This is a genomic window from Pseudomonas sp. P135 (assembly GCF_020312125.1).
GTDB lineage: Bacteria > Pseudomonadota > Gammaproteobacteria > Pseudomonadales > Pseudomonadaceae > Aquipseudomonas > Aquipseudomonas fragariae.
On sequence record NZ_JAGPYR010000007.1, the window covers coordinates 159,508 to 184,457 of the forward strand.

At 60.9% G+C, this 24,950-nt stretch carries 22 protein-coding genes; 14 read left to right on the plus strand and 8 right to left on the minus strand.

Annotation, left to right across the window (positions count from 1 at the left end; all coding sequences use genetic code 11):
- The first annotated feature begins 65 nt into the window (after positions 1 to 65).
- From aroQ to KBY08_RS13295, 11 genes are all read left to right on the plus strand, one after another.
- Positions 66 to 518: a type II 3-dehydroquinate dehydratase gene (aroQ, locus tag KBY08_RS13245; RefSeq protein WP_002555369.1), complete on the plus strand. Its 453-nt coding sequence runs from the start codon at positions 66 to 68 to the stop codon at positions 516 to 518.
- Between the two features lie 76 nt (positions 519 to 594).
- Positions 595 to 1,056 carry an acetyl-CoA carboxylase biotin carboxyl carrier protein gene (gene accB, locus KBY08_RS13250; protein ID WP_011269006.1) on the plus strand — a complete coding sequence of 154 codons (462 nt, stop codon included), beginning with the start codon at positions 595 to 597 and terminating at the stop codon, positions 1,054 to 1,056.
- A 17-nt stretch (positions 1,057 to 1,073) separates the two neighbouring features.
- Positions 1,074 to 2,417, plus strand: a complete 1,344-nt coding sequence (gene accC, locus KBY08_RS13255; protein ID WP_003399697.1) for an acetyl-CoA carboxylase biotin carboxylase subunit — start codon at positions 1,074 to 1,076, stop codon at positions 2,415 to 2,417.
- A gap of 137 nt (positions 2,418 to 2,554) precedes the next feature.
- The gene (prmA, locus tag KBY08_RS13260) at positions 2,555 to 3,433 is read left to right on the plus strand and encodes a 50S ribosomal protein L11 methyltransferase (protein ID WP_024652317.1); all 879 of its coding nucleotides are present in this window, start codon (positions 2,555 to 2,557) and stop codon (positions 3,431 to 3,433) included.
- Positions 3,434 to 3,457: 24 nt separating this feature from the next.
- Positions 3,458 to 4,780 (plus strand): DUF3426 domain-containing protein, encoded by a 1,323-nt coding sequence (locus KBY08_RS13265; RefSeq protein ID WP_024652316.1) that lies wholly within the window; start codon positions 3,458 to 3,460, stop codon positions 4,778 to 4,780.
- 316 nt (positions 4,781 to 5,096) lie between these two features.
- Positions 5,097 to 6,110 (plus strand): tRNA dihydrouridine synthase DusB, encoded by a 1,014-nt coding sequence (gene dusB, locus KBY08_RS13270; protein ID WP_003368840.1) that lies wholly within the window; start codon positions 5,097 to 5,099, stop codon positions 6,108 to 6,110.
- Positions 6,107 to 6,427 carry a DNA-binding transcriptional regulator Fis gene (gene fis / locus KBY08_RS13275; RefSeq protein WP_002555375.1) on the plus strand — a complete coding sequence of 107 codons (321 nt, stop codon included), beginning with the start codon at positions 6,107 to 6,109 and terminating at the stop codon, positions 6,425 to 6,427. The genes dusB and fis overlap by 4 nt, the downstream gene beginning before the upstream one ends.
- An 80-nt stretch (positions 6,428 to 6,507) precedes the next feature.
- Positions 6,508 to 8,112 (plus strand): bifunctional phosphoribosylaminoimidazolecarboxamide formyltransferase/IMP cyclohydrolase, encoded by a 1,605-nt coding sequence (gene purH, locus KBY08_RS13280; protein WP_004412006.1) that lies wholly within the window; start codon positions 6,508 to 6,510, stop codon positions 8,110 to 8,112.
- 140 nt (positions 8,113 to 8,252) lie between these two features.
- Entirely contained in the window at positions 8,253 to 9,548 is a 1,296-nt protein-coding gene (gene purD / locus KBY08_RS13285; protein ID WP_003399692.1) for a phosphoribosylamine--glycine ligase, read from the plus strand.
- Positions 9,549 to 9,639: 91 nt separating this feature from the next.
- Positions 9,640 to 12,429, plus strand: coding sequence for a hybrid sensor histidine kinase/response regulator RetS (gene retS, locus KBY08_RS13290; protein WP_003399691.1), 2,790 nt, complete (start codon positions 9,640 to 9,642; stop codon positions 12,427 to 12,429).
- A gap of 69 nt (positions 12,430 to 12,498) precedes the next feature.
- The gene (locus KBY08_RS13295) at positions 12,499 to 13,095 is read left to right on the plus strand and encodes a MarC family protein (RefSeq protein ID WP_003313945.1); all 597 of its coding nucleotides are present in this window, start codon (positions 12,499 to 12,501) and stop codon (positions 13,093 to 13,095) included.
- Between the two features lie 6 nt (positions 13,096 to 13,101).
- Here the strand turns inward: KBY08_RS13295 and KBY08_RS13300 are convergent, their stop codons facing one another.
- The 8 genes from KBY08_RS13300 to cobG all read right to left on the minus strand — a co-directional run bounded on the left by KBY08_RS13300 (position 13,102) and on the right by cobG (position 20,718).
- On the minus strand, positions 13,102 to 13,737 hold the full coding sequence (locus tag KBY08_RS13300) for a hypothetical protein (protein ID WP_024652315.1): 636 nt from the start codon (positions 13,735 to 13,737) through the stop codon (positions 13,102 to 13,104).
- A gap of 35 nt (positions 13,738 to 13,772) precedes the next feature.
- Positions 13,773 to 14,408: a hypothetical protein gene (locus tag KBY08_RS13305; RefSeq protein ID WP_011269011.1), complete on the minus strand. Its 636-nt coding sequence runs from the start codon at positions 14,406 to 14,408 to the stop codon at positions 13,773 to 13,775.
- The gene (locus tag KBY08_RS13310) at positions 14,401 to 15,099 is read right to left on the minus strand and encodes a hypothetical protein (RefSeq protein WP_024642383.1); all 699 of its coding nucleotides are present in this window, start codon (positions 15,097 to 15,099) and stop codon (positions 14,401 to 14,403) included. Before KBY08_RS13310 ends, KBY08_RS13305 begins: the two co-directional genes overlap by 8 nt.
- A gap of 58 nt (positions 15,100 to 15,157) precedes the next feature.
- Positions 15,158 to 15,973: a hypothetical protein gene (locus tag KBY08_RS13315; protein WP_032654269.1), complete on the minus strand. Its 816-nt coding sequence runs from the start codon at positions 15,971 to 15,973 to the stop codon at positions 15,158 to 15,160.
- Positions 15,974 to 16,321: 348 nt separating this feature from the next.
- Entirely contained in the window at positions 16,322 to 18,025 is a 1,704-nt protein-coding gene (gene cobJ, locus KBY08_RS13320; protein WP_111522220.1) for a precorrin-3B C(17)-methyltransferase, read from the minus strand.
- Complete coding sequence (locus KBY08_RS13325; protein WP_003399679.1) at positions 18,025 to 18,756, minus strand: precorrin-2 C(20)-methyltransferase; 732 nt, start codon at positions 18,754 to 18,756, stop codon at positions 18,025 to 18,027. Before KBY08_RS13325 ends, cobJ begins: the two co-directional genes overlap by 1 nt.
- On the minus strand, positions 18,756 to 19,382 hold the full coding sequence (locus KBY08_RS13330) for a precorrin-8X methylmutase (RefSeq protein WP_024642386.1): 627 nt from the start codon (positions 19,380 to 19,382) through the stop codon (positions 18,756 to 18,758). Before KBY08_RS13330 ends, KBY08_RS13325 begins: the two co-directional genes overlap by 1 nt.
- A complete protein-coding gene (gene cobG, locus KBY08_RS13335; RefSeq protein ID WP_111522221.1) occupies positions 19,375 to 20,718 on the minus strand; it encodes a precorrin-3B synthase in 1,344 nt (447 codons plus the stop codon). Before cobG ends, KBY08_RS13330 begins: the two co-directional genes overlap by 8 nt.
- Before the next feature lie 135 nt (positions 20,719 to 20,853).
- On the opposite strand from cobG, the gene KBY08_RS13340 reads away from it, so the two are divergent.
- The 3 genes from KBY08_RS13340 to KBY08_RS13350 are packed head-to-tail and all read left to right on the plus strand — an operon-like array spanning position 20,854 to position 23,884.
- Positions 20,854 to 22,056 (plus strand): bifunctional cobalt-precorrin-7 (C(5))-methyltransferase/cobalt-precorrin-6B (C(15))-methyltransferase, encoded by a 1,203-nt coding sequence (locus KBY08_RS13340; protein ID WP_003399675.1) that lies wholly within the window; start codon positions 20,854 to 20,856, stop codon positions 22,054 to 22,056.
- Positions 22,056 to 23,168, plus strand: a complete 1,113-nt coding sequence (locus KBY08_RS13345) for a cobalt-precorrin-5B (C(1))-methyltransferase (RefSeq protein WP_003399674.1) — start codon at positions 22,056 to 22,058, stop codon at positions 23,166 to 23,168. The genes KBY08_RS13340 and KBY08_RS13345 overlap by 1 nt, the downstream gene beginning before the upstream one ends.
- Positions 23,165 to 23,884, plus strand: coding sequence for a cobalt-precorrin-6A reductase (locus KBY08_RS13350; RefSeq protein ID WP_111522222.1), 720 nt, complete (start codon positions 23,165 to 23,167; stop codon positions 23,882 to 23,884). Before KBY08_RS13345 ends, KBY08_RS13350 begins: the two co-directional genes overlap by 4 nt.
- Positions 23,885 to 24,950 lie beyond the last annotated feature (1,066 nt).

Sequence of the window (24,950 nt, forward strand, 5' to 3'; positions counted from 1 at the left end):
GTCCATTGCCCTTCCGGCATAGTCGCCGGGCGTAAACCGCTCGCAGACAATAAAAGGAACACGCAATGGCGACCATCCTGGTCCTTCACGGACCCAACCTGAACCTGCTGGGCACTCGGGAACCCGGGGTCTACGGCACTATCACCCTGCCTCAGATCAATCAGGACCTGGAGCAGCGCGCTCGCGATGCCGGTCACCATCTGATGTATCTGCAAAGCAACGCCGAGTACGAACTGATCGACCGCATTCACGCTGCCCGCGGCGAGGGTGTGGATTTTATTTTGATCAATCCGGCCGCTTTTACGCACACCAGCGTTGCAATACGTGACGCGCTGATGGGAGTGAGCATCCCATTCATCGAAGTGCATTTATCAAACGTGCACAAACGCGAACCTTTCCGCCATCACTCCTACTTTTCAGATGTCGCTGTAGGAGTGATCTGTGGCCTGGGTGCCAGTGGATACCGACTGGCCCTGGAAGCCGCCCTGGAACAACTGGCCGCCAGTGCCAAGCCATGACGAGTCCAGCCTGAAGCTGACCATATGGCTTGAGCCGGCCGACACATTGCCCTTACAGAACCTTGGGAGTTGATTAATGGATATTCGCAAAGTCAAGAAACTGATCGAATTGCTGGAAGAGTCCGGCATCGACGAGCTGGAAATCCGTGAAGGCGAAGAATCCGTACGGATCAGCCGTCACAGCAAGACGCCGGCACAGCCTTACTACGCACCGGCTCCGGTTGCTGCGCCTGCAGCGGCTCCGGCTCCTGCAGCAGCACCGGTTGCGGCCGCTCCAGAAGCGCCATCGGCTCCGAAACTGAACGGCTTTGTGGTCCAGTCGCCAATGGTCGGTACGTTCTACCGTACCCCGGCGCCTACTTCGCCTGCATTCGTCGAAGTCGGCCAGACCGTCAAGCAAGGCGACACCATCTGCATCGTCGAAGCGATGAAAATGATGAACCACATCACGGCAGAAACCAGCGGTGTGATCGAATCCATCCTGGTAGAAAACGGTCAGCCGGTTGAGTTTGACCAGCCGCTGTTCACAATCGTTTGACCCGGGGAGAGCCTGCGATGTTGGAAAAAGTTCTGATCGCCAACCGCGGCGAAATTGCCTTGCGCATCTTGCGTGCCTGTAAAGAACTGGGCATCAAGACCGTCGCTGTACACTCCACCGCAGATCGCGAGCTGATGCACCTGGGCCTGGCAGACGAAACCGTCTGCATCGGTCCGGCACCGGCCAATCTGTCCTACCTGAACATTCCGGCGATCATTTCGGCTGCCGAAGTGACCGGCGCCACCGCGATCCACCCGGGTTACGGGTTTCTCGCCGAGAACGCCGACTTCGCCGAACAGGTCGAAAAATCCGGCTTTGCCTTCATCGGTCCAAAAGCAGACACCATTCGCCTGATGGGTGACAAGGTTTCCGCCAAGGACGCCATGAAGCTGGCCAACGTGCCGACCGTTCCCGGTTCCGACGGCCCGCTGCCGGAAGACGAAGCCACCGCTCTGCGCATTGGTCGTGAAGTCGGTTACCCGGTGATCATCAAGGCCGCCGGTGGCGGTGGTGGTCGCGGCATGCGTGTGGTTCATCGCGAAGAAGACCTGATCGAAGCCGCTTCCCAGACCCGCGCCGAAGCAGCCGCCTGGTTCAGCAACCCGATGGTCTACCTGGAAAAATACCTGACCAACCCACGTCACGTGGAAGTTCAGGTGATTTCCGACGGTCAGGGCCAGGCCATCCACCTGGGCGATCGTGACTGCTCGCTGCAGCGCCGCCATCAGAAGGTTCTGGAAGAAGCGCCGGCACCGTTCATCGATGAAAAGGCGCGCGAGGATGTTCTGGCTGCCTGCGTCAAGGCGTGTATCGATATCGGCTATCGCGGTGCGGGTACGTTCGAGTTCCTGTACGAGAACGGTCGTTTCTACTTCATCGAAATGAACACCCGTGTTCAGGTGGAGCATCCGGTTTCGGAAATGGTCACCGGCATCGACATCGTCAAGGAGATGCTCAGCATCGCCGCCGGCAACAAACTGTCGTATACCCAGGATGACGTGGTCATCAAGGGCCATGCGCTGGAATGCCGGATCAACGCCGAAGACCCGAAGACCTTCGTGCCAAGCCCAGGTCTGGTCAAGCATTTCCACGCACCGGGCGGCAACGGTGTACGGGTCGATTCGCACCTGTACAGCGGCTACAAGGTACCGTCCAACTATGACTCGCTGATCGGTAAAGTGATCACCTGGGGCGCGACCCGCGAAGAAGCCATGGCACGCATGCGCAATGCCCTGGACGAAATCGTGGTCGACGGGATCAAGACCAACATCCCGCTGCACCGCGACCTGACCCGCGATGAAGGCTTCTGCGAAGGCGGAGTCAACATCCACTACCTGGAGCACAAACTGGCCAATCAATAAGCCAGTCTGCTTCACAACGACAAAGCCGCAGTGATGCGGCTTTGTTGTTTGCAGCGCATAGCAGTAAACTTGCCCGCTTCCTGCGGCCGCACTGGCCTTACTAGCCACACTTATTTCCAAATCGAAGGTAATCCGCCATGCCTTGGCTGCAAGTCCGTCTCGCCATCAGCCCGGAACAAGCCGAAACCTACGAAGACGCCCTTCTTGAAGTCGGCGCCGTGTCCGTGACATTCATGGACGCCGAAGACCAGCCGATTTTCGAGCCCGAACTCAATACCACGCCGCTGTGGGCACACACCCACCTGCTGGCGCTGTTCGAAGCCGACACCAATGCCGAGATGGCCCTGGCGCACCTGAGCCTGCTGACCGGCGAAGAATTGCCCGAGCACAGCGCCGAAGTCATCGAAGATCAGGACTGGGAACGCAGCTGGATGGATAACTTCCAGCCGATGTGTTTCGGCAAGCGCCTGTGGATCGTGCCGAGCTGGCATGCCGCACCGCAACCGGACGCCGTGAACCTGCTGCTCGATCCGGGCCTGGCGTTCGGCACCGGGACCCACCCGACCACCGCGCTGTGCCTCGAGTGGCTGGATGGCCAGGACCTCGACGGCTGCAACGTGCTGGATTTCGGCTGCGGCTCGGGCATTCTGGCCATCGCCGCACTGCTGCTGGGTGCCGAACAGGCTGTCGGCACCGATATCGACGTACAGGCACTGGAAGCGTCTCGTGACAATGCCGGACGCAACAATATCGCGGCCGAACGCTTCCCACTGTACCTGCCCGAGGATCTGCCACACCAGCAGGCCGACGTGCTGGTCGCCAACATTCTGGCTGGCCCGCTGGTTTCCCTGGCGCCGCAACTGGCGACCCTGATCAGGACCGGCGGACGCCTGGCGCTGTCAGGCATCCTCGCCGAACAGGGTGAGGAAGTCGCGGCAGCCTATGCTGACAGTTTTGAGCTGGACCCGATCGCAAACCGAGATGGCTGGGTACGCATCACGGGTCGCCGCCGTTAACCGCCGCTTCAACCGGACAGCCGCATGACCGACAGTTTCGTCACCCAGTGCCCGCACTGCCAGACCAGTTTCAGAGTCAGTCACGCTCAACTGAGCGTGGCCCGTGGCGTGGTGCGTTGCGGAGCCTGCCTGCAGGTGTTCAACGCAGCACGGCAGTTGCTCGAGCAACGCGCCAGCGATGACGCCGAGAAAGAGGCCCTGCCCGCCTCGCCGGTGGTCGCAGCCCTGCCCGAACCGGAGTTTCTGCCGACGCCAGTTCCCGAGCCCGAGCTGAAGCCTCAGCCGGAGCCGGAAAAGGCGCCCGAAGAGGACGACCCCTGGCAGGTCAGCGAACTGGATCTGGACAATCTCAATCTGGACGAAGAACTGGCTCGCCTCGAACAACGCGAGACCCGCAGGCCTGACACCTTTGCCCGCCCCGTCAGCGATATCGGCAACGACGATGTGAGCCTGACTGCGAAGCGTGACAGTCGTCAGAGCGACGAAGCGGCATGGGTCGATACGCTGCATAACGATGATGTCGAGCAACTGCCCGAGCTGCATGCCGAGGTTATCGCGGATACCGACCCTGCAGAAGCTGCGGAGCCGCCGGAGGACGACAAACGCACCGAGCCGTCGCTGTCACTGGACAAGGATCTGGACGATGACGAGCCGCCGATGCCGGTCATCATTCAGCGCAAAGCCCCGCCTGCCGAGAAGGTCGAGCGCTGGTCAGCGGTGGATGACGATGATGAAGACCACGACCATGAGCCGGAGCCTGAAACCCGGGGCAAGCGCAGCCGCAACGAACCGGCAGTGCGCGACCAGACACTTCTTGATCTGACCGACGATCCTTTACAGCTGGACTGGCAACGGCCCAAACCACGCTGGGGCAGACGCCTGGCCTGGGGCCTGTTGATCGTACTGGCGCTGGCGGGCCTGGCAGGACAGTACGTCTGGTACCACTTCGATCAGTTGGCACGCCAGGATCAATATCGCCCGTTGTTTCAGCAGATTTGCCCGCAGGTTGGCTGCAAGGTGCCGAGCAAGGTCGACATTTCCCAGCTCAAGAGCAGCAACCTGGTCGTGCGCAGCCACCCGGAGTTTCAGGGGGCGCTGGTGGTCGATGCGATCATCTACAACCGCGCCTCGTTTTCCCAGCCGTTTCCGCTGCTGGAGCTGCGCTTTTCCGATACCGGCGGTCAGTTGATTGCCAGTCGTCGGTTCAAGCCCAGCGAATACCTGAGCGGCGAAATGGCCGGCAAGGAAGAGATGCCACCCCAGACGCCGATCCATATTGCGCTGGATATCCTTGATCCTGGCGCCAAGGCCGTGAACTACAGCCTGAACTTCCGCTCGCCGGAATGACACACCCGACGCCCAGGCGTCGGTCAAGACTGCATCTTTACACGCTGTTTTCAGCAAATAACACTGCACGATCGCAGAAATTTCGCTACAAAACACCCTCTGACCAGCCTCGTCGAGCACGGGTACGAGCTGTTCAGATTTTATCCAATTCAGCCTTTATCCAGTCATCGAGAGCGGGTATCATGCCAACCCTTTTTCAAACTCTCGGTTCGTTCTGACGGTGGCGCATGCGGCTGGCGGGATGAGCCGTTGCAGACCGGGTGAAACGGTTTTTACACGGCCTGCAGATGATTTGGCCTCCACAACAGGTAAGGCTATGTCGGCAGTACGCATCGGCCCATATACAGTGCAAAACGGCTTGATCCTCGCCCCGATGGCGGGCGTCACCGACCAGCCTTTCCGTCAGCTGTGCCGAAGACTCGGTGCCGGCCTGGTGGTTTCGGAGATGGTCACCAGTGACATGAGCCTGTGGAACAGCCGCAAATCGCGTCTGCGCATGATCCACGAAGGTGATCCCGAGCCGCGCTCGGTACAGATCGCCGGTGGTGATCCGCAAATGCTGGCAGACGCAGCACGTGCCAATGTCGAACTGGGTGCCCAGATCATCGACATCAACATGGGTTGCCCGGCCAAGAAAGTCTGTAACAAGGCGGCTGGCTCGGCGCTGTTGAAAGACGAACAATTGGTCAACGACATCCTGCAGGCCGTCGTGGCTGCGGTCGATGTACCGGTCACGCTGAAGATCCGCACCGGATGGGATCGCGACAACCGAAATGGCCTGACAGTGGCGAAAATCGCCGAGCAGGCAGGTATTCAGGCACTGGCGGTACACGGGCGAACCCGTGCCGACCTGTACACCGGCGAGGCCGAGTACGACACCATCGCCCAGATCAAACAGGCCGTGTCGATACCGGTCTTTGCCAATGGCGACATCGATTCACCGGAAAAGGCCCGGCACGTGCTGAAGGCTACCGGTGCAGACGGATTACTGATTGGCAGGGCCGCACAGGGGCGTCCCTGGATTTTTCGCGAGATAGAACACTTCCTGCGCACCGGAGAAACACTCCCGGCGCCGCAGTCGAGTGAAGTGGAACGCATTCTGCTTGAGCATCTGGCAGCGCTCCACGTTTTCTATGGAGACGTGATGGGCGTGCGCATTGCACGCAAACACGTCAGTTGGTATCTCGCAACGCTGCCGGGCGCCAGAGAGTTTCGCGCCCACTTCAATCGTTTGGAAGATACGGAAGCACAGTGCGCCAACGTCCGGGAGTTCTTCAGCCAAGGCTGCAAGGGCCCGGATAACGAGAATGATAAAGAGGTGGCCGCATGACGATGATGACCGAGACTTTAGTGAGTGGAACAACACCCGTGAGCGACAACGTCAATTTGAAACAGCACCTCAACACGCCGAGCGAAGAGGGTCAGACCCTGCGCGGAAGTGTCGAGAAGGCGCTGCACAATTATTTCGCCCACCTCGAAGGCGCATCCGTCACTGACGTCTACAACCTGGTGTTGTCGGAAGTCGAGGCTCCGCTTCTGGAAAGCGTGATGAACTACGTCAAGGGCAACCAGACGAAGGCCTCCGAGCTGCTGGGGCTCAATCGCGGCACGCTGCGCAAGAAACTCAAACAGTACGATCTGCTTTAAAGCATTCAAAACAGAAAAGGCGACCTTGCACCGCGGTCGCTTTTTTTTGCTGACTTCTTTTGCTTTTGATGGAAATCGAGATGACCGACCAGACTACCCGCCTGCCGATCCGCCGCGCTCTGATCAGCGTATCCGACAAGACAGGAATCCTTGAGTTTGCCCGCGAGCTTGAAGCGCTGGGCGTCGAGATTCTTTCCACTGGCGGTACGTTCAAGCTGCTCAAGGACAACGGCGTCGCGGCAGTCGAAGTGGCCGACTACACCGGCTTCGCCGAAATGATGGACGGCCGGGTCAAGACCCTGCACCCCATGATCCATGGCGGGATTCTGGGTCGTCGCGGCATAGACGACGCCATCATGACCGAGCACGGCATCAAGCCGATCGATCTGGTTGCGGTCAATCTGTACCCGTTTGAAGCCACTGTCTCCAAGCCGGGCTGCGACCTGCCCACCGCTATCGAAAACATCGACATCGGCGGCCCGACCATGGTCCGCTCCGCGGCGAAGAACCACAAGGACGTCGCCATCGTGGTCAATGCCGGCGATTACGGCCAGGTCCTGGAAAGCCTCAAGGCCGGTGGCCTGACCTACGCCCAGCGCTTCGACCTGATGCTCAAGGCGTTCGAGCATACCGCCGCCTACGACGGCATGATCGCCAACTACCTGGGCGGCGTCGACCAGACCGCCGAAACCCTGAGTACCGAAGGCCGCAGCCAGTTCCCGCGCACCTTCAACACCCAGTTCGTCAAGGCTCAGGAAATGCGCTACGGCGAGAACCCGCACCAGAGTGCCGCGTTCTACGTCGAAGCCAAACCTGCCGAGGTCGGCATCGCCACCGCCACCCAGTTGCAAGGCAAGGAGCTGTCGTTCAACAACGTAGCCGATACCGATGCCGCACTGGAATGCGTCAAGAGCTTCGTCAAACCGGCCTGCGTGATCGTCAAGCACGCCAACCCCTGCGGTGTGGCGGTCTGCCCGGATGATGAAGGCGGCATTCGTCAGGCTTACGAACTGGCCTACGCCACCGACTCCGAGTCGGCATTTGGCGGCATCATCGCCTTCAACCGCGAGCTGGACGCTGCAACCGCCAAGGCCATCGTCGAGCGTCAGTTCGTCGAAGTGATCATCGCACCGAGCGTCAGCGCCGAAGCCCGCGCCATCGTCGCCAGCAAAGCCAACGTACGCCTGCTGACCAGCGGCCAGTGGAGCGAGCGCCTGCCTGCGTGGGACTACAAGCGTGTCAATGGCGGCCTGCTGGTACAGAGCCGTGACATCGGCATGATCACCGAAGCCGACCTCAAGGTCGTCACCCGGCGTGCGCCGACCGAACAGGAAATGCATGACCTGATCTTCGCCTGGAAAGTCGCCAAGTACGTCAAGTCCAACGCCATCGTCTACGCCCGCAACCGCCAGACCGTCGGCGTCGGTGCAGGCCAGATGAGCCGCGTGAACTCGGCACGTATCGCTGCCATCAAGGCTGAACACGCCGGGCTGCAGGTTCAGGGCGCGGTCATGGCCTCCGATGCCTTCTTCCCGTTCCGTGACGGCATCGACAACGCGGCCAAGGTCGGCATCACCGCTGTCATACAGCCAGGCGGCTCGATGCGTGACAATGAAGTGATCGCTGCGGCCGACGAAGCCGGCATCGCGATGGTGTTTACCGGCATGCGCCATTTCAGGCACTAAAGGCAGCTTCAAGCTTCAAGCTTCAAGCTAAAGCCTAGCGTATTAACCATTCAAAGCCATGAGCTGCAAGCAAGCTGACCACCCGCGTTTACTTGCAGCTTGTAGCTAACAGCTTGTAGCTACTCCAAAGGAGTCTGTTTTTGAATATTTTGATCATTGGCAGCGGCGGTCGTGAACACGCCCTGGCATGGAAAGTCGCCCAGGACCCGCGCGTGCAGAAGGTGTTTGTCGCACCGGGCAATGCGGGCACGGCGATCGAGGCCAAATGCGAGAACGTGGCCATCGACGTTCTGGCACTGGAACAACTGGCGGATTTCGCTGAAAAGAACGTTGCGCTGACCATCGTCGGCCCTGAAGTACCGCTGGTTGCAGGCGTCGTCGACCTGTTCCGCAGCCGTGGCCTGGACTGCTTCGGCCCGACTGCCGGCGCTGCGCAGCTCGAAGGTTCCAAGGCGTTTACCAAGGACTTCCTGGCGCGCCACAAGATTCCTACTGCCGACTATCAGAACTTCACCGAGATCGAGCCTGCCCTGGCCTATCTGCGTGAAAAGGGCGCGCCTATTGTCATCAAGGCCGACGGCCTGGCCGCAGGCAAGGGCGTGATCGTCGCCATGACCCTGGCAGAAGCCGAAGACGCCGTACGTGACATGCTGGCTGGCAACGCCTTTGGCGACGCCGGTTCGCGCGTTGTCATCGAAGAGTTTCTCGATGGCGAAGAAGCCAGTTTCATTGTCATGGTCGACGGCAAGAATGTATTGCCCATGGCCACCAGCCAGGACCACAAGCGCGTCGGCGACGGCGACAGCGGGCCGAACACCGGCGGCATGGGTGCCTACTCCCCTGCCCCGGTGGTCACCGCCGAGGTTCATCAACGTGTCATGGACCTGGTTATCTGGCCGACCGTCAGGGGCATGGCCGATGAAGGCAACGTTTACACCGGCTTCCTCTATGCTGGTCTGATGATCGATAAAGCGGGTAACCCGAAAGTCATCGAGTTCAATTGCCGCTTCGGCGACCCGGAAACCCAGCCGGTCATGCTGCGTCTGCAATCGAGCCTGGTACTGCTGGTCGAAGCTGCACTGGCGCAGGCGCTGGACAAGATCGAAGCACAGTGGGACCCGCGCCCGAGTCTGGGTATCGTGCTGGCCGCCGGGGGTTATCCTGGCGACTACGCCAAAGGCGCGGTCATCGAAGGTCTGGACGCAGCGGCACAGCTCGAAGGCAAGATCTTCCATGCAGGCACAGCCTTGCAGGATGAGCGTGTCGTGACCAGCGGTGGTCGTGTACTGTGTGCCACAGCACTGGGTGACAGCGTGGGCAACGCGCAGGAAAATGCCTACGCGCTGGCCGCAAAAGTCGACTGGCAAGGGTGTTTCTACCGCAAGGACATTGGCTACCGAGCCATTGCCCGTGAGCGTGGCGAAGACCAGGAATAATCGATCGGACCAGCCTCTTCAAACAGAGGCTGGCCGGTTGCTCCGGTATTCGCGGTTTTTACCAGGCATTCACTCACGAAGGGATTTCATTGTGCGCTGGCTCAGGATTGCCATAGCCTCAACCGTCGGACTGCTGACTCTGCTGTTCATGCTTTCGGCACAGGCCGAGCATGGTGCAGGCTGGTCGACGCTGCTCGACGAAAAGGCCCACCTGACGCTGGATGAAATCCGCTCGGCGCGCTATCAGAATCAATTCAGCCCCATCGAGCTGGAACGTGTCACGGCTGCGGATCGCGACAGCGCATTATGGCTGCACTACCGCCTGCAACCGACCCAGCACGAGCAATTGCTGCGCATCTTCGCCCCGGATCTTTCCAGCGCCGACATGTATGTCATGGACGGCGATCGACAGATTGATCATGTACGCACGGGCAATGACGTACCGATTGAAGATCAGCGACTGCCGTCCAACGACTTCCTGCTGCCGGTTCCGCAAAGCTCGGCCCCGCTGGATATCTACCTGAGGCTGGTCTCCGCGCAGAAAATGCGCCCCAGCATTACCCTTGAACCGGCCATCGCAAGCGCCGCCAATGAGACTCAGCCATTGCTGTTCGGGCTGCTGTTTGGCGCACTGTCCATGCTGATCGTGCAGAACCTGACGCGTTACGGGCACACCCGGTCGCGCAGCAATCTGTGGCTGGCCGCCTGCGAATCGTTACTCGGGCTCAGTGCCCTGTTGCTCCTCAACCTGCTGCGCCCGATCGACCCGTGGAATATCGCGCAAACCCCGAGCGCGCACCTGGCACTGTTGCTGGCCGCTGTCGCAGGCCTGATCTACACCTACTGTTTCTTCGTCCACCGCAATGCCCGCAAGCTCGATCGCCTGTTGCTGGGCAACGCGGTGCTCATGGGGATCGGCGCCCTGCTGGTGCTGTTCGACGAAAAGCTGCCGATCAATTTCCTGACGTTCGGCCTGGTCTCGTTGACGACATTGAGCATTCTGGCGGTGTCGATGTGGCACTGGCAGAAGGGCTATCGCTCGGCGCGCCTGTTTGTCCTGGGGATGATCACCTTCAATATCGGCTACATGGTGGTCCTGCCCGGCCTGCTGTGGCTGAGCCTGGTGCCGCCGCAATGGCTGATACTGGCGCTGCTCAGCGTGTTCTGCATCAGCGGTGTGCTGATGAGCCTGGCGCTCAGCGAGCGCCATCGCAGCATCACCGAAGACCGTTTCAGCATCAGCCGCGATCAGGCGGCCAGCACCGCCGAAATCAACGCCAAAGCCGAGTTTCTGGCCAAGATCAGCCACGAGATTCGCACCCCGATGAATGGCGTGCTGGGCATGACCGAGCTGCTGCTCGGCACCCCGCTGTCGGTCAAGCAGCGCGATTACGTGCAGACCATCCACAGTGCCGGTAACGAACTGCTGACGCTGATCAACGAGATTCTCGACATCACCAAGCTCGAGTCAGGGCAGATCGAACTGGACGACGTGCAGTTCGACATCGGCGCGCTGGTCGAGGACTGCCTGAATATCTTCCGCGCCAAGGCCGAGCAGCAACAGGTCGAACTGATCAGCCAGATCCAGCCGCAGGTGCCACGTGTCATCAATGGTGATCCGACTCGCCTGCGCCAGACATTGCTGAGCCTGCTGGAAAATGCCCTGAAGAAGACCGACGAAGGGGAAATTCTGCTGGCCGTATCCCTTGAGTCATCGAAAAGCGGCAATACGCGGCTGCGTATTTCGGTGCAGGACAGCGGCGAATCGCTTTCCGACGAAGAGCGTGAAGAGCTGCTGCACGCCGAACTGCACAGCCGTAACTTCCTGGCCAGCAGCCGGCTCGGCGGCCACCTCGGGCTGGTGATCGCTCGTCAGTTGATCGTACTGATGGATGGCGAGTTCGGCATTCAGAACACGGGTGCGCAAGGTAATACGCTGTGGCTGAACCTGCCGCTGGACGCAAAGCTGCTTGAACAGCCGACCATCGATCTGGACAGCCCGCTCAAAGACGCCAGGGTGCTGGTGGTCGACGACAACGACACGTGCCGCAAAGTGCTGGTCCAGCAATGCAGCGCCTGGGGCCTGAATGTCAGCGCAGTGGCGTCCGGCAAGGAGGCACTGGCCCTGCTCAGAACCAAGGCGCACCTGCGCGACTATTTCGATGTGGTCCTGCTCGATCAGAACATGCCAGGCATGACCGGCATGCAACTGGCCGCCAAGATCAAGGAAGATCCAAGCCTGAATCACGACATTCTGTTGATCATGCTGACCGGCATCAGCAATGCGCCCAGCAAGATCATCGCGCGCAACTCCGGCATCAAGCGCATTCTGGCCAAACCGGTGGCAGGCTACACGCTCAAGACCACGCTGGCCGATGAACTGACTCAGTTGAACAAGGGTGTCGTGTCGAACAAGCCTGGCCCGGTCGTGACTCCGCCGGTCAACGTCCCTGGCGACTTCCGGATTCTGGTGGCCGAAGACAACAGCATTTCGACCAAGGTCATCCGCGGCATGCTCGGCAAGCTCAACCTCAACCCCGATACCGCGAGTAATGGCGAAGAGGCGTTACGTGCCATGAAGGCGCAGCGTTATGACCTGGTGTTGATGGACTGCGAGATGCCGATACTCGACGGCTTCTCGGCCACCGAGCAATTGCGCGCCTGGGAAGTCGGCAATCAGCGTGTACGTACCCCGGTCGTTGCACTGACCGCGCATATTCTCACCGAGCACAAGGACCGCGCGCGCCAGGCCGGCATGGACGGCCACATGGCCAAGCCCATCGAATTGTCCCAGTTGCGCGAGCTGGTGGAGCACTGGGTGGCGCACCGTGACAAGGCCCGCGGGCTGACGTCGGACGGCGAGCACTATCGGCAAAACTGACAGCGACGGGAAAGGCCTGTGGCCTGATAGACTGGCGATGCCATCCACCTGCTGCTGTGAGTCGAAGCCATGCTTCACGTGTTGTTCAGCGTCTATCTGAAAATGCTGGTGCTTTACAGCCCGTTTTTCGTTCTTTCCTGCTTCATCAGCCTCACGCGTGGTCACTCGCGCAAGGAACAGCGACGCCTGGCCTGGAAGGTGGCACTGGCGACACTGGTTTCCAGCGTATTGCTCTATCTGTTCGGACGCGTGATTTTCGATGTATTCGGCATCACCGTGGATGCGTTCCGGATTGGTGCCGGCAGCGTGCTGTTCATATCGGCACTGGGCATGGCCCAGGGCAAGTCGGCGGTGCAGACCGACAATATCCAGCAGGATGTGACCATCGTTCCTTTGACCATCCCGCTTACCGTCGGCCCCGGCACGATCGGTGCGCTGCTGGTCATGGGCGTCAGTCAGCCCCACTGGGACGACAAACTCACCGCCATCCTGAGTATTGCGCTGGCCAGCCTGACCGTAGGCGTCGTGCTTTACCTCTCCAACCGTATCGAACGAATCCTCGGCGATCAGGGTTTGCAGATTGTCAGCCGCTTGATGGGGTTGTTCGTCTGTGCGCTGGCCGCGCAAATCATCTTCACCGGCATCCGGGGCTACCTGCTGCCCTGACCGGATTCAGATACTTGCAGCGCGCACCAGCCCCTGCGCCCTGCCGTCCAGATAATCCATCACCTCGTCACGGTGTGCTGCATACGCCTTACTGTCAAACGTGTAACTGCCACCTTTGAAGTGAAACAGCAGCCGTCGGCTACCTGCCGCATACTCGTCCACGCTGAGATGCAGACTGCACAACAACAGAAGGACTCGATCAGGTTCATACTTTTCGCAGGGCACGACCTGAAAACTGCCCAGACGTCCCTGATCGAAGCCGTTTTGAAAGTACGACTCTGCTGCCTGATTCACTCCCAACGCTGCGACAGCGCGCTGCACCAGGCCGCCAAGACGTTTGCGGTCCGCAGGATGGCTGACCTTGAACGTCGCGTCCAACAAATCGTCGGCACTGCTCACCACCAGTGAGTCACCCAGGACCACACCCTTTTGCTGTATACCGCGCGCCTTGAGGCGGCTGCGGTAGTAATGCATCCAGCTGCCCCATTGGGCCTTGAAATCAAACTGCCTGTCTGCGAACAACTGGGCGTCCAGAAGCACGTTCTGAATATCCGTGCGCTCCTCGCTCGCAAGCCCGGGCAGGAACGCCACCATACTGGGGATAGTGCCCAGATAGGCCGCATTGCCTGTGTCTGCACTCATTTGCGTTACTCCCTTCCATGGGCTTGTCCAGATTGCTAAAGACTGATGATTTCGGCTGCGGCACGATCAGCCAGGGTGTCCTGCACAACCTGGCGAAAAGGCTCGAAGCTCTGGCGACTGAAGCGGAATGCAGTACCAACGACATGCACCTGCATTTCTCCGCCAAGAACCTGCCAAAAATAAAGCGCGGGTCTCAACGCTATGGTCGTCATCTGCAGGCTGCACAACAGGATCGTTACCTCGTCTTCGCTGTGCATTGAACACGGTATGAGTTGAAAGCTTTCAGAACGTCCGGACGTAAACCAACTGCTGAAAAACGTCTTCGCATGATCACTGCTCAGTAGCCTGTCGAGCGAACTGCGATATAGCTGGCGAAGCTCGCCAGCATTATCGAACACTGGAAGCTGCAAGCTGCCAATGTCACTGAAACTGTGAATCTTCAAACGCGCATCGTTGATCCCGGCGCCATGCGAACCGCCCGTGGCGGCAATCGAGCGCTGGTAAACATCCAGCCATGCACGCCAGTTTCCCCTGAAAGAATGGCGATCATCTGCGACCAGTTTGGCATGGTGCAGACAATCGATTATGTCCTGGCGCAAATCAGGTTCGACATTGTCGGCGAAGGACAGCAGGCTGGCACCGGTCAACAGGGCTTCATTCGGATCAGACATCAGGACTGCCCCCAAGCGACATGATCAGACCAGCGCGCTTGCTCGACAGCGCGGTATCGATGCCATCGCGAAACTGTGAATAGACCTGTTCGAACAGTTGCATCGCATAGACGGTCACAGCGATGTTGCCGTAGATATTCTTTGGCTCGATGACCTCGAAAAGAAAAGCGGATGGCAACGGCTGACGCGTGGCGAACTGAAACTGCGCCAGCTTCAGGTTCTGCCGGGTGTCGACGAACGCCATTTGCAGAACCACGCTGACCTGCAATCTTCCTGCGTGATTCAAACCGCTCTGTACGGTCTGACTGCGCAGCAGATCAAGCGCTTCGCTGCCGACGGACTGATTGCCCACCCTGCGCATGAACGACTCTGCCTGCAGCAGAGTGTCGGCTGACACGAAGGGTGCAAGCGCGCGCGCCATGCAACTCCATACCGTTTCGGCAGACTCTGCCGGCAAAGGCTGGCTGACATGTTCGTTGGCACTCGGCAACCAGCCGAAACGCTGCGCTGCGGCGAGACGGGTTTCATTCCATTTTTCGGGTTCGGCAAACTTTGAGTGTTGCTTCGATGCGGCCAACTGCACGTACAGCATCGAGTCCAGCACATCGTTTTTCAGGGAGACCGGCTGCGGCTCGGGGAAAAACATCAAACAACCCGCATTGACGACTACGGCATCCAATTCCTGCTTCATGGGAAAATTCCTTTTATCCCGGAAGCGGAGGTAGCACGTACCTCCGCCAACACTCCGATCAGATGTCGAACTCTGCGATCGCACGACTGGCGTTATCATCCAGCCGTTGCTCGATCAGGTCGCGATGGCGCGCATACAGAGCCGTGTTGAGCAACAGGCTGTCCTCGCCTTTCCAGGTCTGGACACTGGTGTCCTGCCACTCCCAGAACAGCACGTTGGTGACGTCGCTGTCAGCCTGAAAACTGACTGCTGCCATAGCCAGACTCACAATGTTGTCCTCGGATTCGATACAGGAGGCGATACGGAAGCTGCCGCCACGGTGTGACTTGGTCTGGTTCTCGAACAGGCGCAGGGGTTCTTTTTTGGCTTTCAACGCGGCGATGGCATCTGCAGCCACCTTGAGCATCAGCAGCGATGCAGGTCCGGGCAACGCGGCAGCTGTAATGGCCGAACCGAGGATTTCCAGACCGACTTCGTCCATGGTGAAACGCTGCTGGGTAGCACGATAGCGCGCATAGCTCCACTGGGTGGAAAGCCAGCCCACCTTCGAGAGCACTTCGTTGAATTTGTCATACCACTGATCGCCCTGGGTTTCAGAGCTGAACGCCTTGTTGGCCACGAGGGTGGCGAACAGAAAGGAATTCATGACGTCCTGCTTGCTCTGCGCCGAGATACCGCTGGCAAATGCCAGCAGACTGCCTGCGACCACCGCGCCTTCATTGCCGGAGTTTGCGTCAGTGACGTCACGTGCCTCAAGTAACCCGGGGGTTGCTGCGGCCGCATAGGCGGCCAACAAAGGAGGGCATTCAGCCAGCTCGCAGGCGGCGATGTAATCGAGGTTGTCAGTGCTGTTCATGGTTTTTTCCTGTGTCATTTCATTAGTCCTTTAATTCATGAGTCCTGATGGACTGAATCGAGACTAACGAAATAACTCAGGCCGTTTTTTCGGCGCTTTCCGGTTGTCCTCTGATGGCTTCCAGGCACCTGGCGGTTGCGCTCGATACGCAGAACAAAATTCGACCCGCCGCCTGCCTCCCGGTATACCGCAGGTGAGCGAACATTCCCGGGAGGTTTCTGGAATCGGACTACGGCCGACGCAGGTTGGAGAGCGCCGATTCGCTCAGGCCTGTGAGCCGATACACAGGCCCACAGGCTTGAAGTGACATCGACACTTCAGCACTTTCCCGCGATAGAGAGCTGCAGGTATGACACGCGGGCGCGGTCACGCTGTAGGCTTGTTGCCGTACCAACGCGGCGTATAGACCCAGTTGCCGCCTTCGTGGCGAGGAAAGGTGCACGTCAGGGAAGAGCCGATCAACACCATGGTGCGCATGTCCACCTGTTCCGGGGTCAATTCGCCCAGCGTGATAACCCTCAATGTCTGCCCGGGACGGCCGATATCGCGCCCCAGCGTCACGGGGGTTTCAGGGATGCGATGCTGGCGGACAATCTCCAGCGCACGCCCCAGTTGCCAGGGCCGGGAGCGGGATATCGGGTTGTAGAATGCCAACGCCAGATCGGCCTGGCAGGCAAGGTCCAGACGCTTTTCGATGATGTCCCAGGGCTTGAGGTTGTCGGACAGCGACAGCACACAGAAATCATGCCCCAACGGCGCACCGGCCTGGGCTGCGGTGGCCAGAGAGGCCGAGACACCGGGCAGAATTTCCAGCTCGACCGCATGCCAGTGAGGATTATCCGACGCATGCAACGCTTCAAGCACCGCTGAAGCCATAGCGAAAACCCCCGGATCACCGGACGACACCACGACCACCGAGCGGCCTTGAGCAGCCAGTTCGAAGGCATGTCGGGCACGCTGCATTTCTTCACGATTGTCAGTGCAGTGCAGTACCTGATCAGAGTGAAACGGCCCCGCCATGCGCACGTAGGTTTCATAGCCCAGCACATCATTGGCACGTGCCAGTTCGGCCTTGACCGCAGGCACCATCAGGTCTGCTGCGCCAGGACCCAGGCCAATGACTGCGAGTCGGCCACGCCCGCGGCCGATGCTCGGCACATCCAGCGGATGCGCTGCGACAGCGATCGCTGTGTGGGCATCGACGCAGAGCGGTGGCAACAGCTGAGGGACTGCATTGAGGGCCATCTCGCTGGCCGGCGCGGCACTGACAAATCGCACCGCAACGTCCAGCTCGGCGGCAGCCTTGTGCAGGTGCGGATTGGCCATCTGCTCCTCGGCAGCCAACAGGCACGCCAGAGACTGCCCGGCGATACGAGCCTCACGCAGGGCCGAGCGCACGTGCTCAGCCAGTTCGTCGGTGAGCTCAGTCACCGCCACCAGCACGTTACGTGGGTAGATCAGCAATTCATGGGGCGAAGGATCGCGCAGGGCACTGCCGACATGAATGGCCAGCGCCGCCTGTGGATCTTCGGGCAGTTGCGCCTGAGCCAGCCAGGGGGCTTCACCCTCGATGCGCACGGGTTCGCCGGACAGCAGGTCGGAAACGAAACGCTTGCCCAGCTCCAGATCGCCCAGTGCATAGCCGCTTGGCGGGTTGAGCAGGCAGGTGCCGAAACGCAGCTCGCCGCTGGTGGTGATCGCCGGCGCAACGCCAAGCCCGCTGGCGATGCTGCGCGCCAGGACATTCACCCCGCCCAGACCGCCAAGCAGCGGCACCACCGCGCTGCCGTCTTCGGCCACGGCGAGCACCGGCGGTTCGGCGCCCTTCTCCAGCAGCACGGCGGCCAGGGTGCGGATAACGATACCGGCTGCGCAAAGGGCGATGATCGGCGTGTTCTGTTGATACAACTGGCGCAGCGTCGCGCCGAAGTCGCTGTAAGTGCGGTCGGCCCCCTGCACGCGCTCGGCCAGGCCATGAATCAGCGCATCGGGAAACAGTTGTTGAATACGCCGCGCGGTAGCAAAGCTGCCATTGCCGAGAATGACGATGGCCGGAGTCATGGAGGTCATCAGCCTTGCCACCTGTCGCCCGGGACGATAATCAGCGAAAAATACGGCGAAGACATCGGGTCGACCTGATCCAGCGGGACGATTTTCTGGTTGCTCATCGTGGCGCGCTCGACATACAGCGCGCGCCCGGCCATCCCCAGTTCGGTCAGCACCTCGCGGACCTTGTGGAAGTTGCGCCCCAGTTTCATGATCACCGCCGCGTCGGCATCGGCCAGCTTGCGTTTCAGGTCATCGTGGGGCAGCACACCGGACAGCACCGACAGGCTCTGATTGCGATACACCAGCGGTGCGCCCAGCACCGAAGCACCGCCAAGCATCGAGCACACGCCCGGAATCACTTCAGCGTCGTAGTGCTCGGCCAGACGATCGTGCAGGTACATGTAGGAGCCATAGAAAAACGGATCGCCTTCGCAGATCACCGCCACATCACGTCCGGCGTCCAGGTGTGCGGCGATGTGCCGGCTGGATTCGTCGTAGAAGTCGCTAATGAGCTTTTCGTAGGACAGTGTCGCCGGCAATGCCTCGGTGGTGACCGGGTAGACCAGCGGCATCAGGGTCTGAACGTCCTGCAGATGCGCTTCGATGATGCCGAATGCGTTGCCCTTTTTACCCTTGGCCACGAAGTACGCCACCACCGGCGACTCGCGCAGCAGGCGCAGGGCCTTGACAGTGATCAGCTCCGGGTCGCCGGGACCGACGCCCAGGCCAATCAATCGACCGCGTGCCTGCATCATTCGATCTCCGTGGCCAGTGCGTTGACAGCGGCCACGGCCATGGCGCTGCCGCCACGACGGCCATGCATGATCACGAACGGCACGCCGCGGCTATCGGCGGCGAGCATCGCCTTGGACTCGGCGGCGCCGACAAAGCCGACCGGAAAGCCGAGAATCAGTGCAGGTTTGGGCGCACCGGCATCGAGCATTTCCAACAGATAGAACAGCGCGGTCGGCGCGTTGCCGATGACCACCACGCTGCCTTCCAGGTGCGGACGCCACAGCTCAAGCGCCACCGCAGAACGCGTATTGCCCAGCTCCAGGGCCATTTCCCGCACGCCTTCGTCATGCAGGGTGCAGATGATCGGGTTATTGGCGGGCAGCCGGGTGCGGGTGATGCCTTCGGAAACCATGCGCGCATCACACAGGATCGGCGCTCCGGCGGCCAGAGCGTTGCGCCCGGCGGTACCGGCACCCGGCGAGAAGCGCAGGTCTTCGATGACTTCGACCATCCCGCAGGCATGGATCACGCGCACGGCGAGTTTTTCCAAGTCGGCAGGGATCGTGTCAAGACGCGCTTCGGCGCGAATGATCGAGAAAGAGTTGCGATATATCTCCTGACCATCGCGGATGTAATCAATCATGCATGTTGCTCCGTGAGCCGGCGTTCAACTGCGCGCCGACTGCTTCAATAGTAAGGTTGCGCGCGCGCAGCACGCCGAAACCGGCATGCGCTGCATCGCGAAAATAAAGATCGTAACGGCCCGGCGCGACAGCCAGCAAGGTCACTGGCGCTACGTGGGCGGCGGCGCAGGAACGCGTGCAGCCGCTCAAGTGCACAGCCTGGCCGGTAGCCAGTCCGGCAGCCAGTTGCAGGGCGTCGGCCTTGGTGTCGGCCAGCCCCTTGGCGCATCCGGCAGAACCGGTACAGGCGAGCATCTGCGCCAGCGGTTGCTCGGCAGAACCTGCGAAGCCGGATGCCTGCAACTCGTCCAGCACCGCTGCCGCGCGCTCGACCGGCACGTTGGGCAGCAACAGGCTTTGCCAGGGCGTCAGGCGCAGCGTGCCGTCGCCCTGATCCGCCGCCAGTTGCGCCACGCTGCAAAGCATCGCCGCATCGAGACGCCCCAACGGTACTGCAGCGCCCACCGCCACCTGATTCGACTGGGCCTGTGGATAAATACCGATATGCCGAGTGCCTTGAATGGCCGGACGCTGCCAATCGGTGATCGCCTTATCGGTCCGCACTGTGCAGCCGGACCGGGTCGACAGCTCGCGCAGCATATCGTCGGTCGATACCTCGGCCAGCACGTGCCGCATCCGGGTGTGCTCGGGACGGGCCAGGTCGAGAAACAGCTCCAGCAGTGCGACAACCAGCATCTTCCCTTCGGCTAGAGGGACAGCGGCCAGCGGTCGGTCATGGGCCGGGCAGCCGGCCAGGCCGAACGCCAGCAGCACTTCGTCGTCGCGTTTCAGCGCCGACAGCCACACGTCGTGCGGGTGTTCGAGCATGACCAGCGCTTCACCAGCATCCAGCGACAAGGCGAACTTGGGGGACAGCTCATGAAAACGCGGGTGATATTCCAGCGCGTCGAGAATCTGCGCCGCCAGCGGCCGGGCATCGAAGAGCATCTGCGGGTCCAGCCCGGCCGTCGGGCTGAGCATCAGGTTGCGCACATCGTCGCTGGCCGGGTTGGCGGGGCCGAGCCCTGCCGCCATCAAGGCGCCGATCAACCCGTCATGATCGGCACCAATGCCGCGAATCTGCAGGTTGGCGCGGTTGGTGGCTTCGATAATGCCCTGTGCATAAGTGCGCGCGGCCTCGGCAACGGCCATGGCCTGCACACTGCTGATCACCCCGCCCGCCAGCTTGATCCGGCAGATCCCGCCGTCCAGTGCCGGGACGATACGCAGCAACCCCGGACAGGCCGAGGGGCGTAGCGTTGCAGAGGATGTGCGAGCGGACTGCTGCTCGTTCAATGGGTCACCCGATGTGAACTGGCTGGAAACGGACGTTGATTAGAGCACTTGTACCCCGTCGGGCGCGGTATTATGCCTGCTTTGTCCGCAGCCATGAAAAGGCGCTCTGTCGGAAGTTCGGATTGAGGTAGGTACATGTCGCCGTGGCTGACAGTCGTGGGAATCGGAGAAGACGGTTACAAGGGGCTCGGCAAGAACGCCAGACACGCGCTGCTGCATGCTGATCAGGTGTTCGGCGGCCCGCGCCAACTGGCGTTGCTGCCGCCGTGCATTCGCGCCGAGCGACGTGCGTGGCCCAGCCCTTTCTCGTTGAACCCTGTGCTCGAGCAGCGCGGTGCCGAGATCTGCGTGCTGGCCAGTGGCGACCCGATGATGTTCGGCGTCGGCGCCAGTCTTGCACGCGTGGTCAGCATTGACGAAATGCGTATTCTGCCTGCGCCCTCCTCTTATTCTCTGGCCGCCGCCCGCCTCGGCTGGCCCCTGCAGGACGTCGTCACCCTGTCGGTGGTTGCCCGGCCGGTGGCCGCGCTGAACGCGCATTTCCACCATGGCATGCGCCTGCTGGTGTTGAGCAACGACGGCAGCAGCCCCGCCGTGATTGCCGGCTTGTTGCGCGAGCGCGGCTTTGGTCCAAGCCGCATGACCGTTCTGGAGCATCTGGGTGGCGAAGCCGAACGGCGCGTCGAAGGGCTGGCCAGCGAGTGGGGCAACCCCGAGATCGCCGCGCTGAACCTGGTTGCCATCGATTGTCGCGCCGATGCCAGCGCCATCCGTCTGAGCCCCGTTTCAGGTCTGCCGGACAGCGCCTTCGAACATGACGGCCAGCTCACCAAGCGCGACGTACGCGCCATCACCCTCGCCCGCCTTGCACCGCTGCCGGGCGAACTGTTGTGGGATGTCGGCGCGGGCTGCGGCTCCATCGGCATCGAATGGATGCGCGCGCACCCGACCTGTCGGGCGATGGCCATCGAAGCCGACGAAGGCCGCCAGCAACTGATCGAATTCAACCGCGACGCACTCGGCGTGCCCGGCCTGCAACTGGTGCGGGGCAGTGCGCCTCAGGCATTGAGCGGTCTGGAGCGCCCGGATGCGATTTTCATCGGCGGTGGCGTGACGCGTATCGGCGTGCTGGAAACCTGCTGGGAACAACTGCGTCCGGGTGGCCGACTGGTCGCCAATGCGGTCACCCTGCAAAGCGAAACGGCCTTGATGGCCTGGCGCGAACGGCATGGCGGCGAACTGACCCGTATCCACGTCGCCCACGCGCAGCCCCTTGGCGAATTCGACACGTGGCGTCAGGCGTTGCCGATCACCCTGCTGGACGTAGTCAAACCCTGATGCGCGAAGAAACCGCCGAACAGCCTGCGCCACTACGCAGTGGCCTGACCACTGGCAGCTGTGCGACCGCGACCAGCCTCGCGGCGGCGCGGTTGTTGCTCTGCGGGCAAGTCAGCGATGCGGTGGACATCGTCCTGCCCAAGGGTAAGCAGGTGCAGATGCGTCTGGAGTTCTGCCGGCTTGTGGATAACTTCGCGGAAGCCGCCACCCTCAAGGATGCCGGCGACGATCCGGATGTCACCCACGGCGCGCTGGTGTTTGCCCGCGTCAGGCTGCAAGCGGCAGCGGGCGTACGCTTCGTGGCGGGCGCAGGTGTCGGCACCGTGACCCGCCCCGGGCTAGTGCTGGCAGTGGGTGAGCCGGCCATCAACCCGGTACCCCGGCGCATGATGACCGAGCATTTGCTGCAGTTGGCCGAAGAACAAGGCTACAGCGGCGGATTCGAAGTAACGATCGGCGTCGAGGGCGGCGAGGCGCTGGCGCTCAAGACCATGAACCCGCGCCTGGGCATTCTCGGCGGACTGTCGATTCTCGGCACCAGCGGGATTGTCCGGCCGTTCTCCTGCGCGGCTTATATCGCCTCGATCCACCAAGGTATCGATGTTGCTACCACCAACGGCTATCGGCATATCGCCGCCTGCACCGGCAATGCCAGCGAAGACACCATGCGCCGCGTGTACAAAATCCCCGATATCGCCCTGATCGAGATGGGCGACTTCGTCGGTGCCGTGCTCAAGCACTTGCGCAAGGTGTCTGTGGATAAGTTGAGCGTGTGCGGCGGCTTCGGCAAGATCAGCAAGCTGGCCGCCGGCCATATGGACCTGCACAGCCGCCATTCCAGCATCGACCTGCCACAGCTGGCGCACTGGGCTGCGGATGTCGGCGCGGATGCAGGTCTGCAACAGCAGATCCTTGCAGCCAACACCAGTCAGCAAGCGCTGGCGATGAGTGCTGCGGCGGGTGTGCCACTGGGTGACGAAGTGTGTCGCCACGCGCTGAATTTCGCGCGCAGCATCGTGCCTGCGAGCGTTCAGGTGGAGGTTTTCGCAATTGATCGTCAAGGCGGGCTGGTGGGTCAGGCTGGCGTTGACTCACAGAGAGAAATCACATGAAACGCATCCTGCTGCTGGGCGGCATTACCGAGGCGCTGGCCATTGCGCGAAGGCTCGGGCCTGAGCACATCTACAGCCTGGCGGGCATGGGCCGGGTGCCATCGGATCTGGCCTGCCAATTGAAGGTCGGCGGTTATGGCGGCGCCGAGGGCATGGCGCAGTACATGGGCGAACAGGGCGTCGACCTGCTGCTGGACGCCACCCATCCCTACGCCGCGCAGATCAGCCACAACGCAGCGCGTGCGGCCAGGCTGGCGGGCATTCCCTGCTGGGCCTTGCGCCGCACCGCGTGGCAGGCAGGTCCAGAGGACGACTGGCGCGAAGTGGCTGACTGGTCAGAACTGGCCTCTGCCTTGCTCCCCTTCAAGCGCCCGCTGTTCACGCTGGGTCGTGAGCCCTTGCAGCACCTGAACGAAATCCCCCCGCACCAGTTCTGGACACTCCGGGCACTGGACGACTACCCCGGCAACGAACGCTGCGAAGTGATCGGCGCACGCGGCCCCTTCATGCTGGAAGACGAACGCCAGTTGTTCGAACAGCGCCGCATCGACGTACTGATCAGCAAAAACAGCGGCAGCAGCTCCACCGAACCCAAACTGGATGTCGCCCGCGAACGCGGCCTGCCCGTCCTGATCCTCAAACGCCCGCAGTTGCCTGACGTCGACCGGCTGTTCTGGGGCGTGGATGAGGTGCTGGAGGCCTTGGGGCTGGATTAATGAGCCGTCAGTCCTCATGAAAATTCTGAAAACACCCCGCCCCTGTGGGAGTGAGCTTGCTCACGAAGAGGCCGGGACAGTCGCTGAAAATCTATATATCCGTGACTACGCCTTCGCGAGCAAGCTCGCTCCCACAAGATCAGCGCTGCTGCAGAACATTTACGTGGCTCGAAAACACCACCGACCTGCGGGAGTGATCAACATGGCTTGAAACACCCCGGCCCTGTGGGAGTGAGCTTGCTCACGAAGAGGCCGGGGCAGTCGCTGAAAATCTATATATCCGTGACTCCCCCTTCGCGAGCAAGCTCGCTCCCACAAGATCAGCGCTGCTGCAGAACATTTACGTGGCTCGAAAACACCACCGACCTGCGGGAGTGACCCACAGGGCTTGAAAACACGCCGGACCTGTGGGAGTGAGCTTGCTCATGAAAAGGCCGGTGCAGTCGCTGAAAATCTGTTGATCTGCTAATCCGCCTTCGCGAGCAAGCTCCCACAAGATCAACGCTGCTGCAGAACATTTACGTGGCTCGAAAACACCCCCGACCTGCGGGAGTGATCCACAGGGCTTGAAAACACGCCGGACCTGTGGGAGTGAGCTTGCTCACGAAGAGGCCGGGGCAGTCGCTGAAAATCTATATATCCGTGACTACGCCTTCGTGAGCAAGCTCGCTCCCACAAGGTCAGCGATGCCGCATGAACATCTACATGACTTGAAACACACCAGCCCTGTGGGAGTTATCCACATTCCTCGAAAAAACTCTGGACCTGTGGGAGTGAGCTTGCTCACGAAGAGGCCGGGGCAGTCGCTGAAAATCTATATATCCGTGACTACGCCTTCGCGAGCAAGCTCGCTCCCACAAGATCAGCGCTGCTGCAGAACATTTACGTGGCTCGAAAACACCACCGACCTGCGGGAGTGATCCACAGGGCTTGAAAACACGCCGGACCTGTGGGAGTGAGCTTGCTCACGAAGAGGCCGGGGCAGTCGCTGAAAATCTATATATCCGTGACTACGCCTTCGCGAGCAAGCTCGCTCCCACAAGATCAGCGCTGCTGCAGAACATCT